Raw genomic sequence first — 313 nt, forward strand, 5'->3', positions numbered from 1 at the left:
CGCCATATCCACCACCGCGATCTCGCGACACAATGTTGATGCCCGGGTGCTTCGACAGCCACGCCTGAACGGTCGCCATTTCCCGGTCGGGTAGCAAGGCAACGATCCGCCGACGCTCCAAATCGCACACGATGGTCCCGTACCGACGATTTCTCCGGAACGCCCAGTCATCAATACCCACAACAAGCAAGGGATCCATCGGCATCGCCGCCCGCCGGCGGACCACCCGCAGCAAGGTATCGTTGCTGACAGGCAGCATGAGCCGCTTGGCGAAGCTTGCTGCCGGCCGGCCGCCGAGCGCCAACCCCAGGTG

The 313-nt window shown here is 64.2% G+C and carries 1 protein-coding gene; it reads right to left on the bottom strand.

The window, feature by feature from the left end; genetic code table 11:
* The coding region (locus tag AC0L3U_RS38965) for a transposase (protein ID WP_473365051.1) at positions 1 to 313 on the bottom strand (313 nt) is incomplete at both ends.

The organism is Bradyrhizobium sp. Kon69 (genome assembly GCF_055807515.1).